The organism is Sulfitobacter sp. CW3, assembly GCF_019392245.1.
Lineage (GTDB): Bacteria > Pseudomonadota > Alphaproteobacteria > Rhodobacterales > Rhodobacteraceae > Sulfitobacter.
The window spans coordinates 1-267 of sequence record NZ_JAHXRL010000266.1 but is presented as its reverse complement, the minus strand read 5'-3'; the positions used below and the strand labels follow the sequence as shown (position 1 = coordinate 267).

The 267-nt window shown below is 72.7% G+C and carries 1 protein-coding gene; it reads left to right on the top strand.

The window, feature by feature from the left end:
- The coding region (locus KZZ06_RS21020) for a hypothetical protein (RefSeq protein WP_219581892.1) at positions 1-267 on the top strand (267 nt) is incomplete at both ends.

Below are 267 nucleotides of genomic sequence, written 5' to 3'. Positions count from 1 at the left end.
CCGCCTTCGAGAAGCTGCGCTCGGCCGCCGAGGCCGGCGACGTCAGCGCCCGGTCGTTCATGGGCGCCCTCTACAATCCCGAATGGGCCGCGGTCTACGCCAAGAACCCGGTGAAGCCCGACGCCGCCAAGGCGCTGACCTACTACCGGAAGCCCGCCGACCTCGGCTTCCCCGGGGCCCAGCGCGGCATGACCGAGCTCCTGCTCAACCCGGCCCGCGGCCAGCACGATCTCGAGCGGGGCTGCCGCTACGGGCTGGCCTTCCAGG